Here is a 26,025-nt window from a genome sequence, read left to right on the forward strand (position 1 = left end):
GCTCAGCGCATCAGCGGCCGCAGCAGTTCACGGGAAATGATGTGGCGCTGGATCTCCGACGTGCCTTCCCAGATGCGCTCGATCCGCGCATTGCGCCAGATGCGTTCCACCGGGCCTTCGTCCATCAGGCCCATGCCGCCGTAGATCTGCACCGCCTCGTCGGCCACCCGGCCCAGCACTTCACTGGCGAACAGCTTGGCCATCCCGGCCTCGCCGTCGGTCATGCTGCCCTGGTCCATCTTCCACGCGGTGTGCAGGGTCAGCAGCTCGGCGGCGCGGATCTGCGTGGCCATGTCCGCCAGCTTGAACGACACCCCCTGGTAACTGCCGATGGCCTGGCCGAACTGCTTGCGATCCGCCGCCCATTGCAGGGAGGCATCCAGGGCGCGCTGGGCCTGCCCGACGCAGTTGGCCGCCACCATCACCCGCCCGGCGGTGAGCCAGGCGTTGGCCACTTCCCAGCCCTTGCCCACCTCCCCCAGCACCTTGTTGGCCGGCACCCGGCAGTCGTCGAAGAACATCTCGAAGGTGTGGTAGCCCCGGTTGCTCACGCACTTGGGGCCACGGCGGATGGTCAGGCCCGGGGTGTCGCGGTCCACCAGGAACGCGGTCACCGCGTTGCGCTGGCGGCCGTTGTGCTCATAGGTGCCGGTGACCGCAAAGACAATGGCGAAATCCGCATGCCCGGCGTGGCTGATGAAGTGCTTGCTGCCGTTGAGCACGAAGTCGCCAGCGTCACGCACGGCGCGGGTCTTGATCGCATTGGCATCGGAACCGGCGCCGGGCTCGGTCAGCGCAAAGCAGTCGACCTTGCGCCCCTGCACGCAGGGCAGCAGGTAATCGCCGATCTGCGAGCCGGTGCAGGCCATGAGGATTTTCGAAGGCCGGGCAACGAACACATGCAAGGCCCAGGAACACTTGGCCAGCTCGCGCTCGATCAGCGCCTGGGACAGGTAATCCAGGCCACCGCCGCCCACCTCCTCCGGCATGTTGAAGGCATAGAAACCGGCGGCGATGGCCTTGCTGCGGATCTCCCCGGCGAGGTCGGCGCTGACCTCATCGGCGCGGTCCACTGCCTCTTCGTGGGGCAGCAACTCCTTGCTGACAAAACTGCGAACCGCGTCCACCAGCATTTCTTGTTCTTGGCTGAGTTGGAAATTCATGGCGCTACCTGTGAGTGAGTGACGGTGCAAAAAAACAGTGATCGGGCAGGACGGCCTGCCGAAAAACTCCTTCCCGTAGGAGCCAGCTTGCTGGCGAACAGGCCCTTGAATAAGGCGCTGTTCTTGCGGCGCCTTCGCCGGCAAGCCGGCTCCTACAAAATGGGCGCATGGCCCTGGGGCCCTTTCGCCGGCAAACGGAGCGCCGCCCGGCCGCTCCTACATGCCCTGGAAACGTGGCGGGCGTTTTTCCGTGGCGGCGCGCAAGGCTTCGGCGCCGTCGGCACTGCGCCCGCACAGCAGGCCGGCGGCCAGCTCGGCCGCCAACTGCTGCGGCAAACTGCGCTCGGCCCCCTGGCGGATCAGCTTCTTGGTCTGGGCAAAGGCAAAGGTCGGGCCCGCCGCCAAGCGCGCCGCCAACTCGCCGACGTTGCCGATCAGTTGCTCGTCGGCGCACACCTCACCCACCAACCCGGCGGCCAGGGCCCGTTCGGCGCTCCACAACTCATCGAGAAACAGCAGGCGCTTGGCCTGTTCACTGCCGATCAGGCGCGGCAAGTGCCAGCTGGCCCCGGCGTCCGGCGAGTAGGCCATGCTGGTGTAGCCGGCCTTGAACCGCGCCGACTGCGCCGCCACCCGCAGATCGCAGCACAGACTCAGGTCCATGCCCGCGCCCACCGCAGTGCCGTTGATGGCGGCGATGGTGGGTTTGTCCAGGCTGTGCAGGCGGGTCATCAAGGCGTGGGCGGTTTCGGTCCAGCCATAGCTTTCCAGGGCGCCGCGGGCTTCGGCTTCGGCCCACTCCGCCAGATCGGCCCCGGCGCAGAAACTGCGGCCGCTGCCGGTGAGTACCACGGCCCGGACGCTGGGGTCGCTGTTGCAGGTGTCCAGCAGGCTGTGCAGCGCTTTGAGGGTCGGGATGTCCAGGGCGTTGCGTTGCGCCGGGCGGTTGAGGGTGATCCAGGCTACGCCGGCTTCGATCCGGCTGAGCAGCGACGATGAAGGGGTCATGGGCGTCCTCGAATTATTGTGGTTGGCGTGAGGGGGTGGCTTGAGGGTGATACTAAACGAGTGTTCAACAAGGCGGCAATTGGGGGGTTTGGGGGGAGTTTTGGTCGATTTTTTGAAGTATCCCTTTGTTTTTATTAGGTAAAAATCTGGGCATTGGGGGTTGTTGCGTGGGGGTTGTTACAACTTCGAACAAGCCTCGACAAAAGTGCGAGCGGGGAGTTTTTTGTGGCGAGGGAGCTTGCTCCCGCTCGGGCGAGTGGCGGCCGTAAAACATGAGGGTGCGGTCTGATTGGTGGGCATATCCGTTGCTGCGGGTGCGACGGCTTATGGTTTCGCCTTTACAGCGGAGGTTGGGTACATATCCGTTCCTGCGGGTGCGGCCGCTTACGGTTCCGCTCTTACAGCGGCTCACTTTTGAAGAGCGCAAAAGTAAGCAAAACGCTCTGCCCCTCCACTCGGTGCCTCGCTTAGGCTCGGCATGCCCTCACTCCGGCATTGATCCGTGGGCCGCCGCCACCGGCCATCCATGGCCGGGTGGCGGCTAACCCGGCATCCCTGCCGGGTTACCCACGGATCAATGCCTGCGTTCGGCCATCGTGTCTAAGGGGGCAGGAAGATCAAAAACCAGATCAAAAACAAAAGCCAAAGCCAAAGCCAAAGCAAAATCTGACGGCGGCCTGCCGGCCGGCCTGTTTCATCGCCGTTCGCGTTACATGTAGCCGCTGCCGAAGGCTGCGACCGGCTCCGCAGGAGACGCTAAACCTGCCTCCCCGATATTCCTGACCTATCGCGTCGCCTGGTTTTGCGAGCGCTAGCGCTCGTTCGCAGCCTTCGGCAGCGGCTACAAGGAGCCGGCCTGCGCACCTTGGCTTTGGCTTTTGATCTTGATCTTCAGGCCCCTTCCCAGCAGGCCGAGCGCAGGCGTTGCGTAGGGGGCAGCTCGGCAGGGATGCCGAGCTAGCCGCCACCCGGCCATGGATGGCCGGTTGGCGGCGGGCCCCCGGAGCAATGCCGAAGCGAGGGAACCCCGAGCCCCAGCGAGGGGCCGTATGGAGGGGCAAGCGTTTTTGCTTACTTTTTTGGCGTTTGAAAAAAGTAAGTCGCCGTAAGGGCGAAACCCTAAGTGGCCGTGACCGCAGCAACGGATATGTACACAGCCCACCGCTGTAAGAGCGAAACCCTAAGCAGCCATAACCGCAGCAACGGATATGCCCCCCACTCCCCGCCATAAAAGCAAAACCACCAACGGCCACACCCGCAGGAATGGATATGTACCCCGCCTCTCTAGCCGCAAAGGCCAGCAAAGGCATCCGCCCAGGCGCCGCATGTCTCCCGCCCCCCTTCGCCGGCAAGCCGGCTCCTACACGGCGGCGGCAGGTTGCAGTTGGCGTTTACGCTGCATCAGGTAATAAGCGCCATAGCACAGAGCAATAAACCCCGACCCCCAATACAACGACGGCCGCTGGGTTTCATCCAGCGCCAAAAACACAAACAACGAGCTGCACAGCACGATGCACAACAACGGCACCAGCGGAAACCACGGCGCGCGGTACTTGAGCTGCTCCAGTTGCCCCCCGTCACGCAGGAACTGGCGACGAAAGCGGTACTGGGCCAGGGCAATCACGATCCAGGTCACAGTGCCAGCCATGCCGCTCACAGCCATCAGCACCATGAACAGGGTGTCGGCAGCGATAAAGCTGGTCATCAGCGAGATCAGGGCAAAGCACAGGGTGATGAACAGGGCCCGCAGGGGCACCCCCTGTTTGCTCAGGGGCGACAGGGCCTTGGGCGCCATGCCGGATTTGGACATGGCCCAGAGGATGCGCGTGGAGGCATACAACCCGGAGTTGCCCACCGAAAGAATCGCCGTGAGGATCACGAAGTTCATCAGGTCGGCGGCGTAGGGAATGCCCACCATGTCGAACACCTGGACGAAGGGGCTTTCCACCAGCCCGGCCTGCTGCCAGGGAATGATCGCCGCCAGCACCATCACCGCCAGGACGTAGAAGATCAGCACGCGGAACACCACGTTGCGCACGGCCCGCGGAATGCTTTTTTCCGGCTGGTCGGTTTCGCCAGCGGCCACGCCCATGATCTCGCAGCCCTGGAAGGCGTAGACCACGGTCATCATCACTGCGAACACCGCCGGCAGGCCGTTGGGGAACAGGGAGTCGCCCTTGAGGTTGTCGAACATCGGCGCCGGGGCGCCGCTGGGCAGGTCGATGACGCCGAAGATCACCAGTGCGCCGACCACGATAAAGCTCAGGATCGCCAGCACCTTGACCCCGGCGAACCAGTATTCGGCCTCGCCAAAGGCGCGAGTGGCCAGGGCGTTGATGCCGAACAGCAAGGCCACGAACAGCGCCGACCAGTACCAGATCGGCACGTCGGGGAACCAGCGCTGCATCAGCATGCCGGCGGCGGTGAACTCCAGGCCCACGGTGGTGGCCCAGCTCATCCAGTAGACCCAGCCGATCATGAAGCCGGTGGCCGGGCCGATGTATTTGGTGGCGTGGGCCTGGAACGAGCCGGACACCGGCATCTGCACCGACAGCTCGCCGAGGCAGACCATCACCAGGTACATCAGGAAGCCGGCCACCAGATACGAGAGGATCGCCCCCCAGGGGCCGCCCTGGTTGATGGTGACCCCGGAGCCCATGAACAGCCCGGTGCCGATCACCCCGCCCAGGGACAGCATGAAAATGTGCCGGCTCTTCAGCGAGCGCGTCAGGTGTATGCCTTTACGTTCAGTGGTGGTTGTCATGGCGCACCTCAGCAGTCAGTGAGGCGCAGGGCGCGGGTCGAGGGGGTGCAGCGGGAGGCGGAAGCAGCTTGCAGGCGTTTCATTATTATTATCTCCAATAAGCTTCGAAGACCGCGGCGGGCGCGGCTTGGGCGATTATTGGAAAGCCATGTAAGTTCGGATTGAACGCCAGGATCGAAGATGTAAAAAGTCGTAAGGATTTTGTACGTCAGGCCGCCAACAGCTGTTGCAGCAAGGCCCGGGACTGCTGCCAGGAGGCTTGCAGATCTGCCCCCAGGGCCGCCAGCGTCGGGCGATCGGCCTGCTCTGCCGCACTTTCCAACTCCCGCAGCACTCGGGCCAGGGCGCAGAAGCCCAGGGAATCGGCGCTGCCCGCCAGGCGATGGGCCAGGTGCAGGACTTCGGTGCAGTCTTCGGCGGCCAGGGCGTCGGCCAGCCGTGGTCGTTGCTGATCCAGGGCATCGGCCAGGACCTGGAGCAGGCTGTGCAATTTCTGCTCGCCCAGCAGACTGCGATGGGTGTCCAGCACGCTCTGATCGAGCAAGCCTTGCCGGGTGTCGGCCGGCGGCACCTGGACCTGCCCGGCCAGCACCTGCCGCAGGCTGGCCAGCTGCAACGGCTTGCCGAGAATGCCCTGCATGCCGGCCTGCAGATAACCGCGTACCAGCGACGGCTGCACGCTGGCGGTGAGAGCGAAGATTCGCGCCTGCCGATTGGGCCCGGGGCGGCGGCGGATTTCCCGGCACAGCTCGACCCCACTGATGCCGGGCAGGTGCACATCCAGCAGCAACAGGTCGAAGGCCTGCTGTCGGCACAGGGCCAGGGCCGTCTCGCCGTCTTGCGCCAGCCACACCTGATGGCCGTCTCGCTCGAGCAGGCCGCTGGCCACTTCGCGATTCAGGGCCACGTCTTCCACCACCAGGATGTTCAAAGCCTGCATCGGCAACTCAAGCGCGGGCACCGACAAGGGTTCCTGGCCGATGCCCAACGCCAGTTCGAACCAGAAACAACTGCCCTGCCCCAGCTCGCTGTCCACACCGATGCGCCCGTCCAGTTGCTGCAGTAGGTGCTTGCAGATGGCCAATCCCAGGCCGGTGCCGCCATAGCGCCGGGTCACCTCGTCACTGGCCTGGACGAAACGCTCGAAGATCTTCTCGCGCATCGACGCGGCAATGCCGATGCCGTTGTCGCGCACGCAGCAGCGCAGGCGCTGGCCCTCGGCGCTGCTGTGCAGCACCTGCACGTCGACCCGCACCCAGCCGTCTTCGGTAAAGCGTATGGCGTTGGCCAGCAGGTTGCTCAGCACCTGGCGCAAGTACTGCTCGGCGCCCTGCTGACGCGGCGCCAGTTGTTCGTCGATGTGCAATTCCAAACGGGTGCGGTTGGCCTCGGCCCGGGGCTGCAACAAGGTGGTGACTTCTTCCAGCAACTGACGCAGGGAGAAGTCCCGCAGTTCCGGGCGGCTTTCGCCCTCTTCCAGGCGGGCAAAGGACAGCACTTGGTTGAGGATGCTCAGCAGGCCCTCCCCGGCTTGATGCAAAGCCTGCAAGCGCTGGCGGTCCTGCTGCTCCAGCGGCGCCTGGCGCAGCAGTTCGGCCATGCCGAGGATGCCGTTCAACGGGGTGCGCAGTTCATGGCTCATGGTCGCCAGAAAGCGCGACTTGGCGAGGTTGGCGGCTTCGGCCTCGTCCTTGGCGTGCATCAGGCTGGCGGTGCGCCGCTGGACCATTTTCTGCAATTCGTCGCGCTTGTCCTGCAAGGCCAGGCGGTCGGCTTCGCGGCGCTGCACATCGTCGAGCACCGCCCGGCGCATGTCGTCCAGGGCCCGGGCCACGGTGTCGATCTCGTCGCCGCCGGGGCGCTGGCGCTTGTCCAGGTGCAGGGGCTCATGCAGCTCGCCGGCCGCCACGCGCCGGGCGAAGTCGGCCATCACTTGCAGGTGCCGGGTCACCAGCCGGTAGAACAAACCGGACAAGGCCACCGCCAGCCCGCAGAGAAACACGCTCATCCACAACAGGCTGGCCAGCCCGGTGGCGTACAGGCGCCGGTACACCGCCCCCAGGTCGGTGCTGACCTGCAATTCGCCGAGCTGGCGCAAGGGCCCGGACGGCGGTTGATAGCTCAAGGGAAAACGCTCCACCCGCAACGGCCCGATCAGCTCGGTGCTGCCCTGCTGCAAGTCGAAATCGTTGCTGATCAGGTGCACCCGGGCCACGTCGGAAAAGTCCACAAGCCCCTGCAACTGCACGGTCAGTTGCTCCTGGTTGAGGTCCCACAGGTTGCGTTCCAGGCTGCCCAGGTAACCGGCGCGGATCAGCTCCATGCGGCTGTCGATCTCGCGCATTTCCCGGCGGTATTCGAAGTACAGCTGCACGCTGCTGGCGAGCACGGTGAAGCACAGGCTGAACAGCAAAATAAACAGCAACAGACGGCGCAACAGGCCGGCGGAACGCAGGGGGATCATGGCGCCGTTCCCCGTTGCGCCTTGAGCATGGCGCGGTAGTCGTCCTGGCTTTGCGCCAGCCAGCGCTGCACCGCGCCGCTGTCCACCTGCTGCTGCAACCGCGCGTCGATCTCGGCCATGCGCGGCGCCAGGGGCGAATGGCGCGACACCGCCAGGCGCAGGTAGTCGACGCTCACCGCCTGGGGCAAGGCGACTATGTCCTCGGCCCCCGGCAGTTGCTCGATGAACAGCTGCCCGGTGCGCCGTTCATGGGGGATGAAATCGATGCGCTGGCGGATCAGCTTGCCGAAGTTCTGCTGGCTGCTGGAGACCCATTCGATGTTGCCGTGCTGCACCACTTCGCGGTCGAAATCCTGGCCGTAGCTCTCGCCGAACAGCAGGCCGCCGCGGTAGGCGCGCAAATCCTGCAAGTGGTTGAAACGCGGCAGCTGGCGGCGGTTGACGAACAGCGCAACTTCTTCGCGCAGCACCGGCACCTTGGAAAACAGCAGGTCCTGCTGGCGCTGGCTGGTGCTGTAGGCCAGAACCACATCCACCCGGCCGGCGGCGGCGTCCAGCAGGCAGCGCTTCCAGTTGCCCAGCACCACCACCTGCACCTGATACCCCAGGTCCCCCAGCACCTGCCGCACCAGGGTCGGCGCCAGCCCGCGCACCTGCTGGCCGTCGCTCCAGGAAATCGGCGGGTACACCGGGTAGTCGCAATAGCGCAGCGCGGGTTGGGGTTCAGCGAACGTCGGGCCGGCCAGCAGAATCAAGCACAGGCTCAGGCACAGGTTCAGTGCGCGACGCAGCAATTCAGGCGGCCACGCTGGCGGTGAACAGGTAACCGGCACCGTGGATGGTGATGATCAGCTCCGGCTCGGCCGGGTCGTCGTGCAGCTTGCGTCGCAGGCGGCCCACCAGCACGTCGATGGAACGGTCGCTGGGCACCCATTCGCGGTTGCGGATCTGGTCCATCAACTGGTCGCGGCTCAGGGTGTGGCCGCTGTTGCGCAGGAACACGCTGAGCAACTGGTACTCGCCGTGGGTCAGCAGGGTTTCGCCGCCACGCGGGTCGATCAGCCGACGGCGGTCGGTGTCCAGGGCCCAGTCGGCGAACTGCTTGACCGGGCTCGGGCAGCCGGCCTGGGGCTGGCGCGCATGGCGCACCCGCCGCACCAGGTTCTTGGCTCGCGACACCAGTTCGCGGGGGTTGAGGGGTTTGATCACGTAGTCGTCGGCGCCGCATTCCAGGCCGACGATGCGGTCGATGTCGTCGTTGCGCCCGGTGATCAGGATGATCCCCACTTCCGAACGCACCCGCAGCTCACGGGTCAGGGTCAGGCCGTCCTTGCCCGGCAGACGGATGTCCAGCATCAGCAGGTCCACCGTGTGCTGGCCGAGAAAGCTCTCCGCCTGCTCCGCGGTGGCGGCGCAATGCACGTCGTAGCCTTCCTGAGAGAGATAAGCCTGAAGCAGTTCGCGAATCAGCGGATCGTCGTCGACGATCAAAACCCGAGGAGTCATCGCCTGTTTCCTGATTATTTTTATTGGAAAAGGAACCCTGTGCGCAGCAGCCTAGCCATTACTGAACAACCGATCAACAGCCCTATGTCGACCTGACGAAACCGCGCCCCCGGCTGGCCAGCAGCCCCTCGACCCAGGCTTCACAGATCTGCACGCCCTGCTGCGGGCTGAAGGTTCCGGGGTTGAGCCCGGACTCCAGCCACAGGCCGTCGAGCAAGGCGCTGAGGCTGATGGCCGCCAGATCGGCGTCGAAGCGTTCCCAGCCCTGCTCCCCGGCCAGCCGGGTCAGCAGGCTGGCCAGCTCGTTGCGGTACTCGCCGTAGGAATGTTCATGAGCCAGATTGATCGCCTCGGCGGTTTTCACCGCGCCCCAGAACGCCAGCCAGGCGTCCAGCAGCTTCGGGTCCAGCAGTTCGGCGCAGAACGAGGCGCGAAAGAACGCCGACAACCGCTCCCGGGGATCGGGCGCGGCCTGCTCCATGGCCTCGCGCAGCAGGTTCATGACCCGCCCGGTGACCGCCCGATAGGCCTGGGCCACCAACTCGTCCTTGCCGGCGTAGTGGTGACTGATCAGCCCCACCGACACCCCGGCCTCGGCGGAAATCTTGCGGATCGACGCGCCCTGAAAACCGTGGCGCTTGAGGCACGTCAGGGTCGCCTCGATCAGCTCGGCCTTGCGCAGGTCGGGTTCCAGACGGGAAAAGCGCGCTTCCTGGCTCATGGGGCGGGTTCCTTGGACAGTGGCGGGAAATTGAAACTGAACGACTGTACAACAGGCCTTTCGTGGCGATCCAGCGTTTGTGTGACCGCCCAAGCCGCATCGCTTCCTGTGGCCGCTGCCGCAGGCTGCGAACGGGTTGGGCGGCATTCCGTCGTAGGGACGCAAAGATCTTGAAGACGACACAAGTTCGGCTGGAGATCGCCAAGCAAGGCCCTGCGGGCCTTTTCGCAGCTTCGCCAAGGCTCAGCAGCGGCTACACATGACAAAGCCGGGAGCACCGTGACAAAAACAACAAACGGCGCGGTCCCTGTAGCCGCTGCCGCAGGCTGCGCACGGCCCGCAGGGACGCAAAGATCGTGAAGACGACACAAGTTCGGCTGGAGATCGCCAAGCAAGGCCCTGCGGGCCTTTTCGCAGCTTCGCCAGGGCTCAGCAGCGGCTACACATGACAAAGCCGGGAGCACCGTGACAAAGACAACAAACGGCGCGGTCCCTGTAGCCGCTGCCGCAGGCTGCGCACGGCCCGCAGGGACGCAAAGATCGTGAAGACGACACAAGTTCGGCTGGCGATCGTCAAGCAAGGCCCTGCGGGCCTTTTCGCAGCTTCGCCATGGCTCAGCAGCGGCTACACATGACAAAGCCGGGAGCACCGTGTCATGGACAAAAACAACAAATGGCGCGGTCCCTGTAGCCGCTGCCGCAGGCTGCGCACGGCCCGCAGGGACGCAAAGATCGTGAAGACGACACAAGCTCGGCTGGAGATCGTCAAGCAAGGCCCTGCGGGCCTTTTCGCAGCTTCGCCAGGGCTCAGCAGCGGCTACAGGCAGATACAAACCCAGGTTTGGTCAGGCGCGGTAGTCGGGGGCGATGCGCTCCAGCAGGCGCAACAGCGCCGCCCAGGCCAGTTGCATGGCGTCCGGGTCGTTGAGTTCGCCTTCCTGCAGTGGCCGGCCCGGGTCGTTGAATTGGCGTTCGGTGTGGGCGCAGACCGCGTCCGGCGGCAGGACGATCTCCCCCGCCGCCTGGGCTGCCAGCTGGATCTCGCAGGCTTTCTCCAGGTAGTACATGCGCAAAAACGCCTGGCTTACGGTTTCGCCCACGGTGAGCAGGCCATGGTTGCGTAGCATCAGCACGCTCTTGTCCCCCAGGTCGGCCACCAGTCGTTGCTGTTCGCCCAGGTCCAGGGCTACGCCTTCGTAGTCGTGGTAGGCCACGCGGCCATAGAACTCCATGGAGATCTGGTTCACCGGCAGCAAGCCGCATTTGAGCGCCGCCACCGCGCAACCGGCCTTGGTGTGGGTGTGCAGCACGCATTGGGCGTCTTCGCGGGCGCCGTGAATGGCGCTGTGAATCACGAAACCCGCCGGGTTCACCGGGTACGGCGACGGCTCCACGGCCTCGCCGTTGAGGTCGATCTTCACCAGGTTGGAGGCGGTGATTTCCTCGAACATCAGGCCGTAGGGGTTGATCAGAAAGTGATGCTCGGGCCCGGGCAGGCGCACCGAGATGTGGGTGAAGATCAGGTCGGTCATGCGAAAGTGCGCGATCAGCCGGTAGCAGGCCGCCAGCTCTTGCCGCAGGCGCTGTTCGGTGGCGCTGCGCTCGGCGTTGGCGTGGGGGCTGGGAGCGATATTGTTCATTGTTGGAGTCCTCCAGGCGGGTGGGTGGGGCAATCTGGGCGGGCAAACAATAGGACCGGACGCCCGCAGGCGTCCAGCCCGGTGCGCTTACTTGCTGGCCCAGGCGTTGAAGCGCTCTTCCAGCTCTTCGCCATGATCGACCCAGAACTCCACGTTCATCGCCAGGGCGTCCTTGAGGTTCTGTTCCGAGGTCGGCACCCACTGCGCCAGGGCCGGGTCGAGCTTGGCCGCGGCCAGGGTGTTGGTCGGGCCATAGGGGATCTGCTTGACGTAGTCGACCTGGACCTCGGGGCGGTTGGCGAAGGCGATGAAACGCTTGGCCTGATCCACGTGTTTCGAGCCCTTGATGATCGCCCAGTAGTCCATGCCGTACAGGCTGCCGGGCCAGACCACCGCCAGCGGGGCGCCGGCCTGGGCGGCCACGGCGATGCGGCCGCTGTAGGTCGAGGTCATCACCACATCGCCGGCGGCCAGCCACTGCCCCGGCTGGGCCCCGGCTTCCCACCACTGGATGTAGGGCTTGAGTTCGGTCAGCTTGGCGAAGGCCCGCTCCACCCCTTGGGGCGTGGCCAGGACCTTGTACACGTCCTCGACCTTGACCCCATCGGCCATCAGCGCGAATTCCAGGTTGTACACCGCGCGCTTGCGCAGGCCGCGCTTGCCGGGGAACTGCTTGACGTCCCAGAAATCCGCCCAGGACGCCGGCGCCTTGGCCAGCTTGTTGCGGTCGTAGGCGATGGCCACGCTCCACACCAGCACCGCCGAGCCGCAGGGCTGGGCGGCATCGGCAATCAGCTGCTCGGCACGGCCCAGGGCCTTCCAGTCCAGGGGTTCGTACATGCCCTCCTCGCAGCCGCGCATCAGGTCCGGGCCTTCGATCTGCACCAGATCCCAGTCGACGTTGCCGGTGTCGACCATGACCTTGATGCGGGCCATTTCGCCGTTGTATTCGCTCTGGATCAGCTTGCTGCCATCGGCCTTGCTGAAGGGTTGGAACAATGCCACGTCCTGGGCTTTTTGTCCGGCTCCGCCGTACGCCACGACCACCATGTCGGGGGCTGCCTGGGCAGTGCCCTGGCCCAGGGACAAACCCAGGGCCAGGCTCAGGGCCAGGAAAGAACAACCGTGCTTGCGGGTGAGCGCTTTCATCTGTGAATCCTCGTCGCGGTGCCACACCGGCAGGCGCCGGCACGGCCCTTTTTTATTGTTGTGAGGTTCGCGCCAAAAGCGGGCGCAGATCAAAGCTACGGCAAGCCTTAGTAAAAAAACAATTTGATTTTTTACTGGCGGTAAATTTTGATAGGCCAACAATAACAACGCCAAGGCTGTGCTCCCCTGCCCTTGGCCCGCCTGGAGTCACCGCAATGACCAGCGCCTTCCCGCACCTGTTCGCACCCTTGCAGATCCGTGGCAAACGCCTGAAGAACCGCATCATGTCCAGCGGCCACGACACCTCGATGCCCACCGACAACCTGGTCAACGAACAGCTGATTGCCTACCATCGCGCCCGCGCCGAAGGCGGCGTCGGCCTGATCGTGCTGCAGGTGGCCGGGGTCCACGACAGTGCGCGCTACACCAGCCACGTGCTGATGGCCACCGACGACGCCTGCATCGACGGCTACCGGCGCCTGGCGGAAACCTGCCACGCCCACGGCACGGTGGTGCTGTCGCAGATCTTCCACCCGGGGCGGGAAATCATGGAGTCCTCCGACGGCCTGCTGGCCGTGGCCTACGCCCCTTCGGCGGTGCCCAACGAACGCTTCCGGGTCATGCCCCGGGCCCTGGACCAGGCCATGATCGACGAGATCATCCAGGGCTACGCCGACGCCGCCCGGCGCCTGTATCAGGCCGGGCTGGACGGCGTGGAACTGGTGGCCAGCCACGGCTACCTGCCGGCGCAGTTCATCAACCCGCGGGTCAACCGCCGCAGCGACGGCTACAACGGCGAACTGGAACAGCGCCTGCGCTTTATCCGGGAAATCCTCGATGCCATGCGCGCCAGCACCGATGCCGAGTTCATCATCGGCCTGCGCATTTCCGCCGACGAACGCGACCCCGAAGGCCTCACCGAAGACGAATCCCTGGCCGCCGTGCAATTGCTGCAAGGGCAACTGGACTACGTGCACATCGTCGCTGGCACCTCCGCCTCCCTCGGCGGCGCGGTGCACATCGTCCCGCCCATGGCGGTGGAAGCCGCCTACCTGGCCCGAGAGGCCGGCACCTTCAAGGCCCAGCTGTCGATCCCGCTGTTCGTCACCGGGCGCATCAACCAGCCCCAGGAAGCCGAGGCGATCATTGCCAAGGGCCAGGCCGATGTGTGCGGCATGACCCGCGCGCTGATCTGCGACCCGCAGATGCCCAACAAGAGCGACAGCGGCCACGCCGAAGACGTACGCGCCTGCATCGCCTGCAACCAGGCGTGCATCGGCCACTTCCACAAGGGCCTGCCGATCTCCTGCATCCAGCACCCGGAAACCGGCCGCGAACTGCTCTACGGCCAGCCCAAACCCAGCGCCCGCGGCAAACGCATCCTGGTGGTGGGCGGCGGCCCGGCCGGGATGAAAGCCGCCGCCGTCGCCGCCCAACGCGGCCACCAGGTCACCCTCTACGAAGCCAGCGCGCAACTGGGCGGCCAGATCCAACTGGCGCAACTGCTGCCCCGACGCAGCGAATTCGGCGGCGCCAGCACCAACCTGCAACGGGAAATGCAACTGGCTGGTGTCGAAGTGGTGCGCAACACCCGAGTCGACCGCGCCCTGATCGAGCGCGAAAACCCCGACCACGTGATCATCGCCACCGGCGCCCAGCCCTACTGGCCGAACTTCGAACGCGGCGGCGACCTGCAAGTGGTGGACGCCTGGCAAGTACTGCGGGACGAAGTGCAACTGGGCCGCAGCGTAGTGGTGGCCGACTGGCGCTGCGACTGGATCGGCCCCGGCATCGCCGAGCGCCTGGTACGCGCCGGGCACCAAGTGCAACTGGCGGTCAACGGCACCCACTGCGGCGAAAGCCTGCCGCTGTACGTGCGCGACCAAATGGCCGGCGAACTGCACAAACTGGCGATCCCGATCATCCCCTACGCCCGCCTCTACGGCTGCGACGACAGCACCGTGTACCTGCAACACACCGCCAGCGGCGAACCCATGCTCCTGGAAAATATCGACAGCCTCGTCCTGTGCCAAGGCCACCAATCCGTGGACGACCTCGGCCAACAACTCAAAGGCCTGGTGCCCTTCCAACGCATCGGCGACTGCCTGGCACCGCGCACCGTGGAAGAAGCCATCCATGAAGGCTTGAAAGTCGCCTGGGCGCTTTGAGGCTGCTTTATACTCCAGGGCTTTTGCAGGACGGGCGCCTGGAAGCGCCCGTTCACCTGGTCCGGAGCCCGCCATGAACCCCAGCAGCAAGACGCCGCCCGCGAGCCGCCCTCCCGCCCCGGAGCCCGGCACCGACAACCAAGCCCCTGGCGGCCCACAGTTTCTTGGCACCCGCATCCGCGGCCTGCGCAAACGCCGCGGCCTGACCCTGAGCGAACTGGCCCAGCAGAGCGAACTTACCGCCGGCTACATCAGCCAACTGGAACGCAACCTCGCCTACCCCTCCATCCCCGCCCTGTTCAACATCGCCCGCAGCCTGGGCGTGACCATCCAATGGTTCTTCGCCAGCGAAACCCAGACCGCGCCCGAAGACCAAGGCTATGTAGTGCGCAAGAAACAGCGGCTGCAAGTGAATTATGAGAACGGGATTATCGATCAGTTGCTGACCCCACAGCCGACCCGGCAGCTGGAGTTTTTGCACTCACGCTTTCCGCCGGGGACGTACAGCAAGGAGAGTTACAGCCATGAGGGGGAAGAAGCCGGGTATGTGCTGTCGGGGAGCTTTGAGCTATGGGTGGGGGAACGGTATTTTCAGCTGAATGAGGGGGATAGCTTTAGTTTTTCCAGCCAGGAACCGCATAAATATGGGAATCCTGGGGAGGAGGATGCGGTGGTGTTGTGGGTGATTACGCCGCCGACGTTTTGAGCAAGCTACCGAGCGGAAGCGCAATGCACCGCTCTTTCGTTTACTGAAAACTAGCTGTCACGGACTGGGAAGTAGAACTGCTGCCGCAACCACTCGCTGAACTGGGCCTCGGTCAGCGGAGCGTGGTGCTCGCCCATTTCATTCCAGGCGCGGTTAATCATGTGTTCCCAGTTTCGGGTGAGCTCCATTAGTGGCGCTGCTGAGCTTTAGCCTTTCTATTGCCCTGACGCATCCATGCTCGGCAGCTTTATTGAGAAACTGCACCTGCTCTTGCTTAAGGTTTTGCGTCAACATTTGAGTCGCCATACTCATATAAAGGTTGGCGCGAAACTTTTTTCGTCGAGCAACACGATTGGATTGCTGTCAGAGCGACTATTTCTATCGCAACTCGGCATCATCGTTGGCTGGGGGTAGTACCTGCCATACAGGGTTTCATCATTAGGCAATGCGTCGACAAGTGACCGATACCCAGGTGTTTTAACCTCATCGAAGCAATAGAAAAGCATCTGCAAACCCGCTGGAGTAAATCCGTTACTGAAACTGGACTTTAGGAGAGTGCAGACTTTTTCGGCGACTTGATCGCGAGATTCAAAAGTCGACAACATCAACGCTAGACGGTACTGCGCTGCTGGGTTGCCTTCCTCAGCTGAACGCTTGAGCAAAGGCATTCCTTCTTTTACAAGCGGAAGCATTTCGTCTCTATATTGTTCTTTTTTTTGGTCGGGAACCTTTTCGTTGACTGCTAACTGTTTTCGAAAAGTGAACATATCGTTTTGTACTTCATCGATTTTCTCTAGGTAAGGCAGCGCTTTGAAGTACAGCGCTTCACTTTCTGCGGATACTTTTAGATTGTTTTCATTCGCGCTTGCGAATGTGGCTAAAAAAACAGAAACAATAGCCAAAAAACTCTTAAGAGAAGCTTTTTCCACTGGGAACGTCCTTTGTATCTTCGTTGTGATTACGATTGCGGCTGAATCGTGCATACGTTGGTAGAGAACAGAATTAGCGCTTCCAACGGCCCTACTGCCTTTCATCACAGCGACTATAAGCAGCCGAATACTGCATCATCTGAATGGGTCTCGGTGCGAACCAGAGGGTTAATACTTTCATTGGTTATTCTTTTAGTTTTCTTCCTTTAACATAGAAAGCAAATCTGAAAACGAGTCGGCCACATAAAATATTCCTTCTTCTACTTCCAACTCATGAAAATAGAAAACCACTTTTGGAAATAGAGGACTTTCAGAGTAATCAAAGCACAGATAATCACCGCCACCACCCACGACAATAGGCAGATAGTAATTTGGTAGCTGATGGTGATTTCGCAACGAAAATAGAGCGGTAACGATATTCTCGGCGCTGTGTAAAGGGTCAAGAGTCAAAAGCATGCCGAAGCCGATATTCCATGTTTTACCACCAACCTCAATGGACAGGCTTCGGTCTTTCGGCTGTCCACCATGAAAGCGTTTTACGCATTCAACGTAATCTTCAGGCAGCGTGAAACGGATAACTTTTTCGATGCCTGCAATCAAATCATCGGACAACGGCTCATGCGCGTCTGAATAGACATCCCACTCCATCAGCGAACCTCCATTTAACTATTATCAGGCGACACTGCCAGTGCAGCATATTACTAATATTCTAACATTCACATTAAGCATATCTTTTTTTGCATAACATCCAAAGCGATGTTCAATCACTTCTGAATGTCCTCTATTGGCAGAAAGCAGCCTCAGCAACCAAAAAATTCCTCCTATCATCTAACTGGAGCGCATCCTCCGCCCACACCGAACTATTTAACTTCGCCGGCAGCCTGGGCGTGACCATCCAATGGTTCTTCGCCAGCGAAACCCAGACCGCACCCGAAGACCAAGGCTATGTGGTACGCAAGAAACAGCGGCTGCAGGTGAATTATGAGAACGGGATTATCGATCAGCTGCTGACCCCGCAACCGACCCGGCAGCTGGAGTTTTTGCACTCGCGCTTTCCGCCGGGGACCTACAGCAAGGAGAGTTACAGCCATGAGGGCGAGGAAGCCGGTTATGTGCTGTCGGGGAGTTTTGAGCTGTGGGTGGGGGAACGGTATTTTCAGTTGAGTGAGGGGGATAGCTTTAGTTTTTCCAGCCAGGAACCGCATAAGTATGGGAATCCTGGGGAGGAGGATGCGGTGGCGTTGTGGGTGATTACGCCGCCGACGTTTTGAGGGGGATGTTGAGGGGGGAGCAACCGAACGGCTGCTAACGGCCAAAACAAGACGGTCGCAGAAGTGTGCTTTAGTCCAAAATTTGTCACTCTGGAAATGACCAAACCTTGGGGCGATTCTTGGGGGCTGCGAGCCAACTGAAGAGAATCGCATCACCATTGCCGGCGTGGAAGCGCAGGTAGTTTGAAAGTGATCGGCTTACTGGATTAAAAACGGTCAGTCCTCTCACCCCCCTATCCGTCACGCGACCGGCTCAGGTGTATTAAAGCTGCGACCTCTGAGCAATAAAAATATTTTCGTCAGCGTCTATTCACGCTCTCGTCAATATTGATGCAAGCCTATCTTTTAACGCTCTTGCTCGACCTTTAGGTATATATGAAACATTTAATCTTTGACACATGTCTTCGACTTCTGGCTTGTCATGAACCGAGTAGACTATTATTCTATTACCGTTAATCCCTTTCGTTCGAGCTTGCTGCGCTATAAAGAGACCTCTGAACTCTTGAAATAGTTTTCCCCTTTGCTCCAATACGCTTTCAAACTCAGAAGAGGCGGGCACATTGAGATCAAAAATCAGTGCTGCATAGTCATCTACGCTGGCGCCCGCTAGCTTTTTATTTGCATCATCTATCGAGGTTGAAAAATCCACGCTGAAACCTAGTGACTCGACATAGTCCTCTAGCCAATCCAAAAACATAGGTTCATCATCAAGAATTAGAATTTTTGCGCTCATTTTAAAAACCCATTTGGAATTCTGATTTCAAATTTTGTAATTCCAGAAGATGAATGACTCCCGTCAATCGTCCCCTGAAATGCATTCTCAACGATTAGTTTACAAATATGAAGCCCTAAGCCGGACCCGGAAGATGTTCTTTCTTTTGCACTTTTTGCCCGATATCCGATTGCGAAAATATCGTCTTCGTTAGAAAATGCCTCGCTTTGTCCTTCAAACGTTATAATTAGGTTGTCAGTTTTTTTCTGTATCCAATTTTTTATTGTCAAAGTCGAGCCGGCTTTGCCATATTTAACTCCATTATCGATGAGATTCATGAAGACCTGTTTAAGTAAATTCGGGTCACCCTTTACGCAGTTTTGAGTATTCCGATCCTCTAGCTCTACCTTTACCTTACTATTCACCCCTTGTTCCTGAAAGAACTGCGCAGATTCGATAATCGCCTGTGGTATAACAGTAGTTTTGATGGAGGAGTTCGAAATTGACTCAGTATTTCCCGATGCGTATTCTGCAAAATATGAAAGGTTTCTTATCAGCGAAACTGTATACTCTAGTTGTGCCCTAGCGCGTGCTAATCGCTGAGCCTTTTTATGCTCTGGAATTACGTCACTTATTAAATTGTCGAGTGTTCCAATCACGCCACTCATTGGATTTATTGCCTGGTGAGTAATATTTTGAATGAGGAATAAGGTTTCTTTGTTATCCATTTATACGGCCTTTTTAATTACAGATAAGCTAATGTTTTCAGCCCCCAGCTGAGCGCTAAAATTTGACAGACCTGAAAGCGCTTGGATGTGATTTTCTTCCGACTCAATTAAAGCTCTAGGCAATTCAATTACCAAGTCAAGTTTTTGGCCTTGCGTGATTACTGGCGCCCCTTTAAAAATAAATAACAAGTATGCAAATAGCGCTCTAATAGAAAACCTATCATAATATTTGACACACAACCCTGAATAATCTATCCACTCGAATTGATCTTCAGTATTGTGAGTTCGAAAATAAAACTCATCTAAAACTTTTACATCTGACATCCTGGTTGATACCAGTTCGCTGACAGAATGAGCCAGCCATAGTTTTATTTCAGGTATCGGCCCGGTGTCCGGCGAAAGAGCATTAGATGTTTTAATAAGCAGTAAAATTGAAGGGTAAAATATATCTAGCTTAGATGCTACCTCTGATTTCAGCCCATACTTCCTTGCGAGTTCGGGATAAAGATTTAATTTTGCAGCAACTTCCACTGCTCCCCAGAATCTAATAGTTGGTTTTTTTCGTGATTCATTCCAGATTCTAACCTGATCAACTGCTTGCGGCGTTAGGGAAGAGCTTGTTACGAACAAAAGCATATCAGCGCTTTGCGCTTCGGCATATGATATCTTATTCCACACTGTAGGCCAGTCAACAGAACCTGTATATCTTTTGCATTCAACATACCACTTTTGGCGTTGATACTGACCGGATAAATCCGAAATAAAATAATCACCTTCAATGTCCCTTCCAACATCGCTTCCAGGAGTTCTCCATACTGTATTTCTCAATCCGAGCATAGTCACAATATCAAATGCCATACTTTCAAATTGCTCTGGGGAAAGACTTAATAAATTCAATGCTCCTCCTTGAAACCCCTAGTAAATTAATGATAATGATTCCATGATAGTACTTTAGCCCTTTGGAAACGAAACCGCTTCTGGCCAATTTCAGTCACTCGTGATGAGCTGTTAAGGCACCAAGCTCATTGAGATTTAACCATCAAAGGTTATGTGGGCAAATCCAAAGTATATTCCTCTCCGTTTTTTATTTTCTCAAGCAACTGTCGCAGCAAGTTAGAGTATCGATGCGCCTGAACCTCATTGCCGTTCATTACAGCACAATGGTATTTATTGTCGAACGACTTTATATCTACACCAGTAGTGTTCTTCAAAATCTCGAGCAGCTTATTCGCGTCGTGCCATCCTTTGAAACCCAAACTTACACCTAAAGTTGATGGCGTGTGTGGGAAATTGACGTTAAAAGCTAGACCATCAGAGGCATCAGCTATTCCGTAAAGTTTAGCTAATGCTCCCTCTGACTCAGAGACGTTTGCAAGTACAGTATAATCAACTTGAATGGGGTTTTTCGGAATGTCAGAACGCACAAGCTCATAGGTTCTTGCCAGTAGCGCGCGCAGTAACTTTGGGTTGACATTGTCCAGTGCTTGGTTCGCACCAAAAGCCCTGTATACCCAGCTATAGTCATGTGCAACGATACTTTTTATACGTATGCTTTTATTCTCTGATACCGATATCAGGCGTTCACGCCTAGGATATTCGGTGACCTCCTTGCTTGACCACTCTAAATGGTAAATATTTGGAATTAACGCGCCATTTTCGGAAAGAATCTCATCAATATCCGACAGTATAGCTCTAATGTTTGGATCTTCGGCGCTGTAACCAACAAAAACAAGAGGATGCTCCGCAAAAAAAGCAAGCATTTTGGCGCTGAGATACTTTTTCTTTTTCAGGAAATTATCATAATCCTCTCGTGTGATTACTACACTCCTAGAATCAGAAGCACATCCATGTATCTTAAATATTTCACCTATGCTTGAATGATTTGCATAGAGAATTCGCTGCCCAATGATTGGAGCGTAATCAGGAAAAATGCTCTCAAGCAAACAATCATAGTTGGTTGTTATTATTGAGTGAGGATGAATCTTTTTTAGCAGTTCAATTTCTTCTTTATCCGTGGTAATTGCTTCACTCAATAACTTCTTAAAAATCTCACATACTGCATGTTTGAAGTAAATATCGGATTCATTGCCTGAGCCAAATAATTCAGCGGGAAACTCATTTTCGCCGCCACTCCAAGCCCAGTCATTAAATTTTTCGGAGAATACGGTCCCAATATCGACAAGATTAGGATAACGCTGCAAATAATAAGCAAATTTTTTATCGATCTCGGGACACATCTCACTAAGCGAGTGCAGTAACTCCTCCCAGCTAGGACCGTTAAGGTACCTTTTAGTTAGGCCTGACCCTACGAAAAGTATAGGCTGGCAGCCCATCGCTTCAATACAGGTTTTAATATCATCCGTCACATCGTCTTTATACTTATCATAATCGCTCATATGTGCTCCCTAGTGTTTTTGTGCCTGCTGAGCGAGGAGCGGTTACGTGACGGGATTCGTCAAGGATCTCAGCCCCCCAATGAGCAATGTCAGAATAGCCACTAGCCATCTCTGGTGGCTAGTGGCTTGATCAAGATCGACGATTTTCATTTCTTTGATAACGACTACAGAGTCCTAGCAAGCAGAATCTGGCGCATCCAGCTCAGTGATTCGGATGGTAGCTTTTGGCCGAAACCGGCCTGTCACGAACGGCAGCTAGTGGCCGAAAGCTTCCTCCTCAAATCATAAAAATGCCGCTTATCAACCAACAATAAGCGGCGTTTCTATCTACTTAGTACAGTTTAGCTCTAACTCAGAGCCCCTCCCTCAGCCGCTCTTCCACCCAACCCCAAACAAACATCATCAATCACCGCCTTACCCATCTCCGCCAAAAAGTGCGAAGCCCAAGCATACCGCTCGCCCTGCTCTTCCATAGCAGCATCTAGCGCTAGCTTCTTGGCGTAGTAAAGCAAAGTAGAAGCGTGCTCCAACGCCTGCTGCAAAGGCACGTCAGCATTCACGCGAAACAGCTCTAGTTCAGGATCGGCACAACTGCCAAAGGTGACGAAACCCAGTGTCTTGACTGAGGCTGAAGTGCTCATCGGATACCTCCTATAACAGCCAGGAGACGGGTATTACGAAGGGAAGATCCACACAGATTACGGGCGTACATGATTGAAACTCCCATATCGGTAATGAGAGCTGCCACCTTCGTTCTCAGGCGAGTGGGTGGCAGCTGTGCGCGGGCTGAGAAACCGGAGATACAGGAACCCGGCAGACCCGAAGGTCTCCCACGCACAGCCGCCATAACACGAACAGACGGGCACAAAAATGCGCCTGCATTCATGGGCGGGCGCTTGTGCGCCTGCATCTTACCGGGTTCTCAGGCCCGGTCGCTGATTTTGCAGCGACCGCAGCAGACTAGGCGGTCTGCTCAGGGTCCGGCAACCGCTAAACCGTAGCCGGTTATGTCGTTCGGATTAGCGAGCCGTTATGCTCTCCCCCACCCCGGATAAGGACATCTGCCCCCTCATGATCGACCGCGAACACCTCCATCAAAACGGTTACCTGTTGCTGCGTCAGGCGGTGCCCGCCGACTGGCTGGATGAGCTGCGGACCACCTTTGATGCGGGGGTGATTGGGCCTGAGCAATGGCCGGTGCCTAGGGGCCACGATTGGCGTCATGCGCTGGTGGATCTGGATACACGGGTGCAGGCGGTGTGTCGCTTGCCGGCGATGTTGGCGGTAGCCGGGGCGTTGATCGGGGAAGGCTTTTTTCTGGCGCAGGTGGAGGGCCGCGAGCCGTTGGCGGGGGGCGGTCATCAGGTGTTGCACCGGGATCTGTCGGAACAGCGCCTCGGTGACCGGGTCACGGCGCTGGTCTATCTCGATGACTATGGGCCGGCCAATGGCGCGACGCGCATCGTGCCCGGCAGTCATCGCCCCGGGGAGCGGTTGGCGCCCTTTGATTTCAGTGATGAATCCCGGGTGGTGCCGTTGGCGGGCAGTGCGGGGGACGTGCTGCTGTTCGATGCCGATCTGGTGCATGGGGCCAGCCTCAACCCCAGTGGTGCGCGCCGTCGCAGCTTGCTGATCAGTTATTGCGCCCTGGGGCTGTATGAGTCCCATCTGCAGACGCTGGGCCTGCGTGCTATCCGCATGGACACCAGCGAGCGCTTCGAGCCTGCGGATTTTGCCTGAGTGGGCTCGGGCGCCAGGGGTGCGTCAGCCACAGCATGGCTGCTCATTCAGTCGGCCAGGCGGCTGGCCAAACGTTGCAGTGCCTGGGCCAGTTCCAGGGCCTGTTCTGCCGTCAGCTCCACCGGGTCGTTGTGCGGGCTGATGGCCTTGAGATGAATGGCACTGCCCTGCTCTATCCATAGGCGCACGGCGCCCTCGCTGCTCTCGACATAATCCGTTGTGCGCTCAGCCGGCATGTTCATTCACCTTGTGCGTAGGCGGTGGCCAGTTCCAGCAGGCGGGTGAAGTTGGCGATGGCGAAATACAGGTCATCGCGGGTGTCGCCGTCCCATTCTTCGACGGCTTCGCGGGCGGCCTTGAGTGAGGCAATGCGGGTTTTGATCTCGGCGATTTCCGCCGCGCCGCACTGGGTGGCGATGGCCTCCCAGCGCTCCTGGGGAATGTTTTGCTGGACCGACAGCCCGGCTTGGGCTTGGGCGATCAGTGCGGTGAGTTGGCTCATAGGGGTATTCGTCCTGAAAATGCAGCCTTTGAATCGGGGCGCGATCGCGGGCTGGAATGTGCAGAGGCGCAGCTTGTGCGTCAGGCGCTTTGAGGTGGGTCACTTTATCGGTAAGCGTCTGTGCAACACATCTTCCTGACCCCGACGCCAAAGGCGATGGTGTACACCTCAATTTAAGTGGACACCCTCTCTAGCCTTTTAAGCGGGTCTTTCCATGCAGCCACAACGCCGTTCCTATTCCAAATCCTTCAAGGCCCAGGTTGTCCAAGAATGCGCCCAACCCGGCGCTTCGATTGCCAGCGTCGCGCAGAAGCACAGTATGCGTCTGGCCGTCCCACCCTGATGGCATTGTCAAGGCATGAACAACCTTCAGAGAGCTGTGGGACACCTTAATTGGCTCTGTAGAATATGGTGCATTGGGTGGAGGGAATTTTTAAAATGCTTTTACTTTTGAGTCTTCGTGACGTTATCGAAGCCCTTGCGACCTGTGATGGCAATAACGATGTCTGGAGCCGCTATTCATGGGTCTATGTCAAGGACGGGGCACCGCTGATCGAAGCTCGCTTTTACCTTTCTTCGCCCGAGGAAGAATCGAATAGCGTACCCGGCGAGAACGGTGAGCAAATGCCGACCTTTGCCGTAGCACACGGCCTTTCGTATTGCCTTGAAGCTGCCGACTTTGTAGATGTACTGAGCGTACAGAAGCGTCAGCAGCCGCTCTCACAACTTGAGGACTATGCCGCTGCGCTTGAACACTACGCCGAGCGAGACGCCTTTCTAGATCGGGGTGAGTTCTACAGTGGTCGGTGCGTGGATCAACAACCGTTGCCAGGCATTTCACGCGACTTTTTTCCCGAATACGATCTTCAGCTGGATACGTGTCCGGCTGATCGCATCCGAGATGCTGCGCGCGTCATCGCTAAATTGCTGCACATAAGTGTGGCTGATGCTCTCGCGCGTTGCAGGAGGCTGCCGGTGATTCTAGGGGAACGCACCGACTCACAGGGGCGCGTGCGGATTGAGACACAATTCATCGCTCTTTCGTTGCCGCTGCAAATAACGACACACTGGCCCCTTGCCTGGCTTCCCGGAGTTGATCCGTAGGAAGTCGATGAACGCGTACCGCCACTGCCCATGCGTTGCCAGGGTAAACCCAACACCAACGCCTGAAGTTGCTCGGTATTCAACTCGAGTTCAGGGCCTTGGCGAATGCCTGGCCAGTGGAACTTGCCTTGGTTCAATCGGCGAGCAGCCAGCCAGATGCCAAACCCATCATGCACCAGCACTTTCATGCGATTGGCGCGGCGGTTAGCAAACAGATAAGCACAGTGCGGTTGCGCCGCACCGAACACGGCAACCACCCGGGCCAGCGTAGTTTCAGTTCCGGCGCGCATGTCCATGGGCTCGATAGCCGGGCAGTGCTGACCGGCTATGGGCGGATAGCGAACCTCAACGGCTCGCTTTTAACGTTTCAAGCATCGCCTCGGCGGCCAGGCTGTGGACTTTGCGGGTCGGGTGCCACTCATCCCAGTAGTAATGGCTATCCGGATCCGCACACACGGGTTTGACGTCCGGGTAGGTGGCTTGGCACGGGGTATCCAGATCCTTCAGGCCCGCCACCTCGGGTGCCGCGCGAAGCGCGTTGCTGAAGGCCAGGTGGTCGAAGTAACCAATGCTCACGTGATGGGCGTTAGCCAGTGTTGCCAGCACGGCGGGCAGTTTTTGTTCGAGTATCTGCTGGTATTGCGTTGCGTTCTTGACTTGATTGCCCTGCACCACAGCCGGCACATGGCTCAAATCCGTGGTCCCCACCACCAGCACGTGTTTCGCCCCTGCTGCGATCAGCGTCTCGGTGCTCTTCTGTATGTTCGCCACGCTGTTCTGGCCAAGCACGTCAATCGTTTCTGGGTGCGAGAAGTCGGCCCACTCAAAAAAATCGTTGGCTGAGACGAAAATGAAATACAGCGCATCCGGATCCGCTTTGTGTGTTTTAGCAGCTTTCAGGTGATCGGCGATTTGCCCGAAAACCCCAGTGTCGCGAGAGGGCTGCATCCAGGCGTAGTAGTTGCCGTTGCCGCTTTTGGCGCCGCCAATGGCGTAGTCGGTCAAGGGGATTTTCAAGGCCTGCGCCAAGTGCTCGACGGCGGTGGGGCCATTGCTCCAGCGTCCCTGCCAATACAACGAACCGGGTAGCGCCTGTGCATCTTTGACCTTCTGCGCGGCCATGGTTCGAGTGAAGGCTTCACCCGCACCGTTGTCGGAGTAGCTGTCACCGAAAGCATAGAGATGATCGTAGCCAGGGCCGCCAAAGGCGGTTGAAGCAGTCATTGTCAATAGAGCGGCCAAGCACGCGCGTCGAATCATTGAAAGTCTCCCGGGTGGTGCTCTTAGACTACCGGTGGCGACGCTTTGCCTCGCCACGCTTGCGACCTGTATTTAGCCGAGGGCGCAAAGTGTG

Annotated in this window: 25 protein-coding genes and 2 pseudogenes; 6 read left to right on the top strand and 21 right to left on the bottom strand. The window is 58.8% G+C overall.

Annotated features, from left to right (window positions below):
* Window positions 1-2 precede the first annotated feature (2 nt).
* From ACMGG8_RS21020 to ACMGG8_RS21060, 9 genes are all read right to left on the bottom strand, one after another.
* Complete coding sequence (locus tag ACMGG8_RS21020; RefSeq protein ID WP_129405962.1) at window positions 3-1,163, bottom strand: acyl-CoA dehydrogenase family protein; 1,161 nt, start codon at window positions 1,161-1,163, stop codon at window positions 3-5.
* A gap of 216 nt (window positions 1,164-1,379) precedes the next feature.
* Window positions 1,380-2,171, bottom strand: coding sequence for an enoyl-CoA hydratase/isomerase family protein (locus ACMGG8_RS21025; RefSeq protein ID WP_414158331.1), 792 nt, complete (start codon window positions 2,169-2,171; stop codon window positions 1,380-1,382).
* A gap of 1,360 nt (window positions 2,172-3,531) precedes the next feature.
* Window positions 3,532-4,935: an amino acid permease gene (locus ACMGG8_RS21030; protein WP_060838995.1), complete on the bottom strand. Its 1,404-nt coding sequence runs from the start codon at window positions 4,933-4,935 to the stop codon at window positions 3,532-3,534.
* 208 nt (window positions 4,936-5,143) lie between these two features.
* Window positions 5,144-7,399, bottom strand: coding sequence for an ATP-binding protein (locus ACMGG8_RS21035; RefSeq protein ID WP_414158332.1), 2,256 nt, complete (start codon window positions 7,397-7,399; stop codon window positions 5,144-5,146).
* Window positions 7,396-8,193 carry a substrate-binding periplasmic protein gene (locus tag ACMGG8_RS21040; protein WP_414158333.1) on the bottom strand — a complete coding sequence of 266 codons (798 nt, stop codon included), beginning with the start codon at window positions 8,191-8,193 and terminating at the stop codon, window positions 7,396-7,398. Before ACMGG8_RS21040 ends, ACMGG8_RS21035 begins: the two co-directional genes overlap by 4 nt.
* A 1-nt stretch (window position 8,194) precedes the next feature.
* Entirely contained in the window at window positions 8,195-8,905 is a 711-nt protein-coding gene (locus tag ACMGG8_RS21045; protein WP_414158334.1) for a response regulator, read from the bottom strand.
* 82 nt (window positions 8,906-8,987) lie between these two features.
* The gene (locus ACMGG8_RS21050) at window positions 8,988-9,626 is read right to left on the bottom strand and encodes a TetR family transcriptional regulator C-terminal domain-containing protein (RefSeq protein ID WP_414158335.1); all 639 of its coding nucleotides are present in this window, start codon (window positions 9,624-9,626) and stop codon (window positions 8,988-8,990) included.
* Window positions 9,627-10,471: 845 nt separating this feature from the next.
* Window positions 10,472-11,266: a class II aldolase/adducin family protein gene (locus ACMGG8_RS21055; protein ID WP_060838990.1), complete on the bottom strand. Its 795-nt coding sequence runs from the start codon at window positions 11,264-11,266 to the stop codon at window positions 10,472-10,474.
* An 87-nt stretch (window positions 11,267-11,353) separates the two neighbouring features.
* On the bottom strand, window positions 11,354-12,415 hold the full coding sequence (locus ACMGG8_RS21060; protein ID WP_129406772.1) for an ABC transporter substrate-binding protein: 1,062 nt from the start codon (window positions 12,413-12,415) through the stop codon (window positions 11,354-11,356).
* Window positions 12,416-12,630: 215 nt separating this feature from the next.
* On the opposite strand from ACMGG8_RS21060, the gene ACMGG8_RS21065 reads away from it, so the two are divergent.
* Together ACMGG8_RS21065 and ACMGG8_RS21070 are read left to right on the top strand one after the other, a co-directional pair.
* Complete coding sequence (locus ACMGG8_RS21065) at window positions 12,631-14,583, top strand: FAD-dependent oxidoreductase (protein WP_414158336.1); 1,953 nt, start codon at window positions 12,631-12,633, stop codon at window positions 14,581-14,583.
* Window positions 14,584-14,656: 73 nt separating this feature from the next.
* The gene (locus ACMGG8_RS21070) at window positions 14,657-15,289 is read left to right on the top strand and encodes a cupin domain-containing protein (protein ID WP_414158337.1); all 633 of its coding nucleotides are present in this window, start codon (window positions 14,657-14,659) and stop codon (window positions 15,287-15,289) included.
* 50 nt (window positions 15,290-15,339) lie between these two features.
* Here ACMGG8_RS21070 and ACMGG8_RS21075 read toward each other — a convergent pair whose 3' ends face one another.
* The 3 genes from ACMGG8_RS21075 to ACMGG8_RS21085 form a co-directional block, all read right to left on the bottom strand.
* Window positions 15,340-15,477, bottom strand: coding sequence for a hypothetical protein (locus tag ACMGG8_RS21075; RefSeq protein ID WP_414158338.1), 138 nt, complete (start codon window positions 15,475-15,477; stop codon window positions 15,340-15,342).
* 120 nt (window positions 15,478-15,597) lie between these two features.
* Window positions 15,598-16,218 carry a hypothetical protein gene (locus ACMGG8_RS21080; RefSeq protein WP_414158339.1) on the bottom strand — a complete coding sequence of 207 codons (621 nt, stop codon included), beginning with the start codon at window positions 16,216-16,218 and terminating at the stop codon, window positions 15,598-15,600.
* 192 nt (window positions 16,219-16,410) lie between these two features.
* Entirely contained in the window at window positions 16,411-16,866 is a 456-nt protein-coding gene (locus ACMGG8_RS21085) for an SMI1/KNR4 family protein (protein ID WP_060843397.1), read from the bottom strand.
* A gap of 212 nt (window positions 16,867-17,078) precedes the next feature.
* On the opposite strand from ACMGG8_RS21085, the pseudogene ACMGG8_RS21090 reads away from it, so the two are divergent.
* Window positions 17,079-17,489 (top strand): annotated as a pseudogene (locus tag ACMGG8_RS21090) (cupin domain-containing protein); the annotation flags it as partial.
* 310 nt (window positions 17,490-17,799) lie between these two features.
* Here ACMGG8_RS21090 and ACMGG8_RS21095 read toward each other — a convergent pair.
* From ACMGG8_RS21095 to ACMGG8_RS21115, 5 genes are all read right to left on the bottom strand, one after another.
* A complete protein-coding gene (locus ACMGG8_RS21095; RefSeq protein ID WP_148659634.1) occupies window positions 17,800-18,222 on the bottom strand; it encodes a hypothetical protein in 423 nt (140 codons plus the stop codon).
* A complete protein-coding gene (locus ACMGG8_RS21100) occupies window positions 18,219-18,929 on the bottom strand; it encodes a sensor histidine kinase (RefSeq protein ID WP_082729240.1) in 711 nt (236 codons plus the stop codon). The genes ACMGG8_RS21095 and ACMGG8_RS21100 overlap by 4 nt, the downstream gene beginning before the upstream one ends.
* Window positions 18,930-19,826, bottom strand: coding sequence for a restriction endonuclease (locus ACMGG8_RS21105; protein ID WP_148659633.1), 897 nt, complete (start codon window positions 19,824-19,826; stop codon window positions 18,930-18,932).
* 149 nt (window positions 19,827-19,975) lie between these two features.
* The gene (locus tag ACMGG8_RS21110; RefSeq protein ID WP_082729238.1) at window positions 19,976-21,325 is read right to left on the bottom strand and encodes an SIR2 family protein; all 1,350 of its coding nucleotides are present in this window, start codon (window positions 21,323-21,325) and stop codon (window positions 19,976-19,978) included.
* A 347-nt stretch (window positions 21,326-21,672) separates the two neighbouring features.
* Window positions 21,673-21,966, bottom strand: coding sequence for a DUF3077 domain-containing protein (locus ACMGG8_RS21115; protein WP_060843396.1), 294 nt, complete (start codon window positions 21,964-21,966; stop codon window positions 21,673-21,675).
* Between the two features lie 430 nt (window positions 21,967-22,396).
* On the opposite strand from ACMGG8_RS21115, the gene ACMGG8_RS21120 reads away from it, so the two are divergent.
* Window positions 22,397-23,065, top strand: a complete 669-nt coding sequence (locus ACMGG8_RS21120) for a phytanoyl-CoA dioxygenase family protein (RefSeq protein ID WP_060843395.1) — start codon at window positions 22,397-22,399, stop codon at window positions 23,063-23,065.
* 47 nt (window positions 23,066-23,112) lie between these two features.
* On the opposite strand, the gene ACMGG8_RS21125 is transcribed toward ACMGG8_RS21120, so the two are convergent.
* Window positions 23,113-23,301, bottom strand: a complete 189-nt coding sequence (locus ACMGG8_RS21125; protein WP_232512107.1) for a DUF6360 family protein — start codon at window positions 23,299-23,301, stop codon at window positions 23,113-23,115.
* 2 nt (window positions 23,302-23,303) lie between these two features.
* On the bottom strand, window positions 23,304-23,567 hold the full coding sequence (locus ACMGG8_RS21130) for a hypothetical protein (protein WP_060843394.1): 264 nt from the start codon (window positions 23,565-23,567) through the stop codon (window positions 23,304-23,306).
* A gap of 214 nt (window positions 23,568-23,781) precedes the next feature.
* Between ACMGG8_RS21130 and ACMGG8_RS21135 the strand changes: the two genes are divergently transcribed.
* Together ACMGG8_RS21135 and ACMGG8_RS21140 are read left to right on the top strand one after the other, a co-directional pair.
* Window positions 23,782-23,910 carry a transposase gene (locus ACMGG8_RS21135; protein WP_082729237.1) on the top strand — a complete coding sequence of 43 codons (129 nt, stop codon included), beginning with the start codon at window positions 23,782-23,784 and terminating at the stop codon, window positions 23,908-23,910.
* Between the two features lie 95 nt (window positions 23,911-24,005).
* Entirely contained in the window at window positions 24,006-24,671 is a 666-nt protein-coding gene (locus ACMGG8_RS21140) for a hypothetical protein (RefSeq protein ID WP_060843393.1), read from the top strand.
* Window positions 24,672-24,712: 41 nt separating this feature from the next.
* Here the strand turns inward: ACMGG8_RS21140 and tnpB are convergent.
* Together tnpB and ACMGG8_RS21150 are read right to left on the bottom strand one after the other, a co-directional pair.
* A pseudogene (gene tnpB / locus ACMGG8_RS21145) lies at window positions 24,713-24,967 on the bottom strand (IS66 family insertion sequence element accessory protein TnpB); the annotation flags it as partial.
* Between the two features lie 49 nt (window positions 24,968-25,016).
* Entirely contained in the window at window positions 25,017-25,931 is a 915-nt protein-coding gene (locus ACMGG8_RS21150) for an SGNH/GDSL hydrolase family protein (protein ID WP_060843392.1), read from the bottom strand.
* Window positions 25,932-26,025: the final 94 nt, after the last annotated feature.

Source organism: Pseudomonas sp. BNK-45, assembly GCF_047456255.1.
GTDB lineage: Bacteria > Pseudomonadota > Gammaproteobacteria > Pseudomonadales > Pseudomonadaceae > Aquipseudomonas.